Annotated in this window: 4 protein-coding genes; 2 read left to right on the forward strand and 2 right to left on the reverse strand. The window is 72.7% G+C overall.

All coding sequences use genetic code 11. From position 1 onward, the window contains the following. Positions 1 to 210 precede the first annotated feature (210 nt). Positions 211 to 1,035: a SigB/SigF/SigG family RNA polymerase sigma factor gene (locus tag ACOV8S_RS22525; protein WP_448319782.1), complete on the forward strand. Its 825-nt coding sequence runs from the start codon at positions 211 to 213 to the stop codon at positions 1,033 to 1,035. Positions 1,036 to 1,178: 143 nt separating this feature from the next. Here the strand turns inward: ACOV8S_RS22525 and ACOV8S_RS22530 are convergent, their stop codons facing one another. Next, positions 1,179 to 1,598, reverse strand: a complete 420-nt coding sequence (locus ACOV8S_RS22530) for an ANTAR domain-containing protein (RefSeq protein ID WP_448319783.1) — start codon at positions 1,596 to 1,598, stop codon at positions 1,179 to 1,181. Positions 1,599 to 1,852: 254 nt separating this feature from the next. Between ACOV8S_RS22530 and ACOV8S_RS22535 the strand changes: the two genes are divergently transcribed. Then, the gene (locus ACOV8S_RS22535) at positions 1,853 to 2,680 is read left to right on the forward strand and encodes a VOC family protein (RefSeq protein WP_448320119.1); all 828 of its coding nucleotides are present in this window, start codon (positions 1,853 to 1,855) and stop codon (positions 2,678 to 2,680) included. Positions 2,681 to 2,811: 131 nt separating this feature from the next. Here ACOV8S_RS22535 and glgX read toward each other — a convergent pair. Next, positions 2,812 to 4,388, reverse strand: a 1,577-nt coding sequence (glgX, locus tag ACOV8S_RS22540; RefSeq protein WP_448319784.1) for a glycogen debranching protein GlgX, incomplete at its 5' end; no start/stop codon positions are given.

Genomic DNA, 4,388 nt, shown 5'->3' on the forward strand with positions numbered 1-4,388 from the left:
CTCCGGCGCCCGCCAATGACACTTTCGGGCCGTTTGCCCGATTTGTTTGGCTTCCCCCGTTCGAGGGAATTCCTCCACCAGTGCTTCGGACAGGAGGCACGGCCGCGGGAGTGGGCCCTGCACGCACGGCCCCCGGCGTTCCGGACCTGTCCGGGAGCGCCCCTCTCCCGCGGTGACCGCCCTGCCGGCCCAGCCGAGGGAGGTGCCCGTATGCCGGCCACCAGCACCACCACCCGCACCCGGACCACCCGGTCCCGCGGCCATCCGCACGACGACGCCCCGGACACCGCGGCGGCCTTCGCCCGCCTGGCGTCCCTCCCGGAAGGGCCCGAGCACCGGGCCCTGCGCGACGACCTGGTCCGCGCCTGGCTCCCCATGGCCGAGCGGATCGCCGTCAACTTCCGCGGCCGCGGCGAGGCCCTGGAGGACCTCTACCAGGTGGCGGCACTCGGCCTGGTCAAGGCCGTCGACCACTACGACCCCGCGCGCGGCTGCGCCTTCGAGTCGTACGCGGTGCCCACCGTCACCGGTGAGATCAAACGCCACTTCCGCGACCACCTGTGGACGCTGCACGTGCCCCGGCGGGTCCAGGACCTGCGCAACCGGGTCAGGCGGGCGGCCAAGGAGCTGTCCCAGACCACCCAGGGCCGCTCGCCCACGATCGCCGAGATCGCCGAGTACACCGGGCTCACCGAGGACGAGGTGCGCACCGGCATGGAGGCCCTGGAATGCTTCCACGCCCTGTCCCTGGAGGCGGAGCTGCCCGGCACCGAGGGGTACGCGCTGGAGGACGCGCTGGGGTCGGTCGAGACCGGTTACGACCTTGTGCTGGACCGGGTGGCGGTACGGCCCTGCCTGGAGGCCCTCTCCGAGCGGGACCGGGTCATCCTCTACCTGCGGTTCTTCCGCGGGATGACCCAGAGCCGGATCGCCCAGCAGCTCGGCATCTCGCAGATGCACGTGTCGCGGCTGCTCAGCGGCTGCTTCGACCGGCTGCGGGCGGAGCTGGACGTGACCGGGGAGGAAGGCTGGTGAGGACCGGCCCGCCCGTCCCGGGAGCCGTCCACGGGGCCGGGGCCACGGCTCCGGCCCCACGGACGGCAGCCGCCCGGCCTTGCGGCCGGGCGGCTGGGACGGGCTCACTGCCGAACCGTCCCGGGAGCCGTTCGAAAGCGAGCTCAGTGACCGGAGTGACCGGGCCCGGCGGCGTTGAAACGCGAGCGGGCCACGGGCCGGCCGGCCGGGGCGCGGCGGCTGATCAGCGCCTCGTCGAGGGCCGTGCGGATCTCCTCGGGCAGATCACCGGTGCGCGCCCACAGGAGCACCGCCTCGGCGACCTGCCGCAGCTTGACGTTGGTGTGCTGGGAGACCTCCTTGAGCACCGCCCAGCCCTGGTCGGGCGTCACCCGTGCGAGTGCGACGAGGCTGCCGATGGCCTGGTCCACCACCGCGTGCGAGGTGACCGCCTCCTTCAGCTGGGCGACCTCGGCCTCCAGGGCGAACACCCGGTCGGCGGCGGCCCCGGCGACGGTCTCCGGCGGCGGCGCGGCGGGCACCGGGTCCTTCTCGCTGTCACCCGGACGGTCCTGCGTGCGCATCGTGACCTCCGGCGTCCGGCGTAGGCTCCCGTAGGCTCCTCGGGCTCATCTACATCGTCGCCATTCGTCCGGCCGCCTGCCACCGGGAGAGGACCGGGCGACGAACCTGGCGACGGCCACCGTTTCGGCGCAGCGGCCCGGGTACTCGACAGGCACCGGCAGCCGGTCCGGCCGGACACTGGTGTCGGACCGGTGTGCGCCGGTCCTCGCCCGGGCGCCCTCTTACTCCAGGACGTGGGACTGCCATGACTGCCATGAACGACGACAGCACGCCCCTCGCCCCGCGTGCCGGCGGGCCGCGCTCGACGCGCACCATCTCGGGCGCGCCCGTATGGGTGAGCCTGACCAGCCACGACCTGGCGGTGACCCAGAAGTTCTACACCGCGGTGCTGGGCTGGGAGTGGCGGACGATAAAGCTGGGCGACCTCTTCCGGGTGGCCGAGGTGGACGGCGTCCCGGTCGCCGGAGTCGCCGCGGTGGCCGGCCAGTGGCACATGGCGGTCAACTGGACGGCCTACTTCGCGGTGGAGAGCGCCGACGAGACGGCCTCCCGGGTCCAGGAGCGCGGGGGCACCCTGGCGGTCGGCCCGCTGTCGCTGCCTCCCGGCCGCACCGCCCTGCTCGCCGACCGGGACGGCGCCACCTTCGGCATCTGGGAGGGCGAGATCTCCGGCTCCTGGGACGCCTGGCGCGAGGCCGCCCCGGTCCTCGTCCGGCTGCGTTGCCGGGACGCCTTCGACTCGGCGATCTTCTACGGCGAGGTGTTCGAGTGGGCCTCCGGCCGGCCCGGCGGCTGCGAGGTCCGCTACGACGGTGAGGAGGTGGTGGTGGTCAACAACGACGAGGAGGTGGCGCGGATCGAATCCGGCGCCCTCGGCTCCGCGCCCGACCCCACCATCCGGCCGCGCTGGCACGTGCACTTCGCGGTCGCGGACGTCCCGTCCTGCGTCCGCGGCGCCGAGGCGAACGGCGGCTCGGCGCTCCGTGCGACCGACCGGGAGGCGGTGCTGCGCGACCCGGAGGGCGCCCTGTTCACCGTCTACCACCGGCCCACCGGCCCGCTCGGCGGCCGGGCGACCTGACCGCGTGCCGCCCGCGCACCCCGCAGACGGTGGCACGGTGGGCACGACGGACGCAGCTGCGGCGGCGACCCGGACGGGTCGCCGCCGCAGCTGCGCGTCCGCCGCGCCCCGCCGGCGCGTTCGCCGCCGCGTCAGACCGTCAGCGGGGGCCGGGAGAGCACCACCAGGCTGCGCGACTCCACGACGAGCGTGGTGCCCGCCTTGTGCTCGGACTCGTCCGGCGTCCCCTGCGGGTCGGCCGTGTCGATCAGCGCCGTCCACCGCTCGCCGTAGGCGGCCGACGGCAGCCGGAAGGCCATCGGCTCCCAGTAGCTGTTGAACAGCAGCAGGAAGGAGTCGTCCACCACGCGCTGGCCGTAGGAGTCCCGTTCCGCGATGGCGTCGCCGTTGAGGAAGACCCCGATGGCATGGGCGTCGGAGCGGTGCCAGTCCTCGTCGGCCATCTCGGTGGCGTCGGGCAGCAGCCACACCAGGTCGGGCAGCGGCCGGCCCTCGCGCACCGGGGTCTCGCCGCGGAAGAAGCGGCGGCGCCGCAGCACGGGGTGCTCGCGGCGCAGGGTGATCAGGCGGCTGGTGTAGCCGATCAGGTCGCGCTGCTCCTCGCCGAGGCCGCGCCAGTCGATCCAGGAGATCTCGTTGTCCTGGCAGTAGGCGTTGTTGTTGCCCCGCTGGGTGCGGCCCAGTTCGTCGCCGTGGCAGAGCATCGGGATGCCCTGGGAGAGCAGCAGGGTGGCCAGGAAGTTGCGCTGCTGCCGGGCGCGGAGCTCGAGGACGCCCTCGTCGTCGGTCTCGCCCTCGACGCCGCAGTTCCAGGAGCGGTTGTGGCTCTCCCCGTCGCGGTTGTCCTCGCCGTTGGCCTCGTTGCGCTTGTCGTTGTAGGAGACCAGGTCCCGCAGCGTGAAGCCGTCGTGGGCGGTGACGAAGTTGATGCTGGCGCGCGGCCGGCGGCGGTCGCGCTCGTAGAGGTCGGAGGAGCCGGTCAGCCGGGAGGCGAACTCGGCCAGGCTGTGGTCCTCCGCCCGCCAGAAGTCCCGCACCGCGTCGCGGTAGAGGCCGTTCCACTCCGACCACAGCGGCGGGAAGTTGCCCACCTGGTAACCGCCGTCGCCGAGGTCCCACGGTTCGGCGATCAGCTTCACGCGGCTGATCACCGGGTCCTGCTGGATCAGGTCGAAGAACGCCGACAGCCGGTCGACCTCGTGGAACTGACGGGCCAAGGTGGCCGCCAGGTCGAAGCGGAAGCCGTCGACGTGCATCTCCGTCACCCAGTAGCGCAGCGAGTCCATGATGAGCTGTAGCACGTACGGGTGACGCATCAGCAGGCTGTTCCCGGTGCCCGTGGTGTCGTAGTAGTGCCCCCAGTCGCCGTCCACCAGGCGGTAGTAGGAGGCGTTGTCGATGCCGCGGAAGGAGAGGGTGGGGCCCTTCTCGTTGCCCTCGGCGGTGTGGTTGTAGACCACGTCGAGGATGACCTCGAGCCCGGCCTCGTGGAGTGCCTTCACCATCGCCTTGAACTCGTTCACCTGTTCACCGCGGGTGCCGCGGGCGGCGTACTCGTTGTGGGGCGCGAAGAAGCCGATGGTGTTGTAGCCCCAGTAGTTGGTGAGGCCCCTGCCCTGCAGCACGCCGTCCTGGACGAACTGGTGCACCGGCATCAGTTCGACGGCCGTCACCCCGAGGGAGGTGAGGTGTTCGATCACCGCGGGGC

The organism is Streptomyces sp. CO7 (assembly GCF_053474865.1).